1 protein-coding gene is annotated in these 543 nt (G+C 48.4%); it reads left to right on the forward strand.

Annotated elements, in window-relative coordinates; translation table 11 throughout:
- On the forward strand, positions 1 to 543 hold a 543-nt coding region (locus ACFQEU_RS17850), incomplete at both ends, for a YciI family protein (protein ID WP_379784337.1).

Raw genomic sequence — 543 nt, forward strand, 5'->3', positions numbered from 1 at the left:
TATGGCGTCTGGCGAGGGGTTAAAGCCCAGTAGCGAGGGCTTTCGAGTGCGCTTTAATGGCGCCGATCGCCAGGTTACAAAGGGACCGTTCGTTGAAACTAATGAGTTAATTGCGGGTTATTGGATATGGAATGTTCAATCAATGGACGAAGCGCTTGAATGGGTAAAAAAATGCCCAAACCCGATGCAGGAAGTGTCCGACATTGAAATTCGTTCATTCTATGAAATGGATGATTTTGCCGAGATCGACACCAGCGGCGAGATTAGCCGGCGCGAGAAAGAACTGCGCAACACTCTCGCTATGCAACAATCGACAATCAATAGCTATTTGTTTTTTTCAGGTCGCTGCGAAGAGGCGCTAAACTTTTACCAACAACACCTCAACGCCAAAGTAGAGATGTTGATGCGTTTCAATGAGAGCCCAGAGCCGGTACCAGACGAGATGCTGCAGGAAGGTTTCGATAATAAAGTGATGCATGCTGAATTTAGCGTCGGGCCTAACCGCATTTTGGCTTCCGATGGCTGCGGCGACGGTACTGCAAT

Origin of the sequence: Halorubrum tibetense, from assembly GCF_042661865.1 — an archaeon.
In the GTDB taxonomy this organism is placed as follows: domain Archaea; phylum Halobacteriota; class Halobacteria; order Halobacteriales; family Haloferacaceae; genus Halorubrum; species Halorubrum tibetense.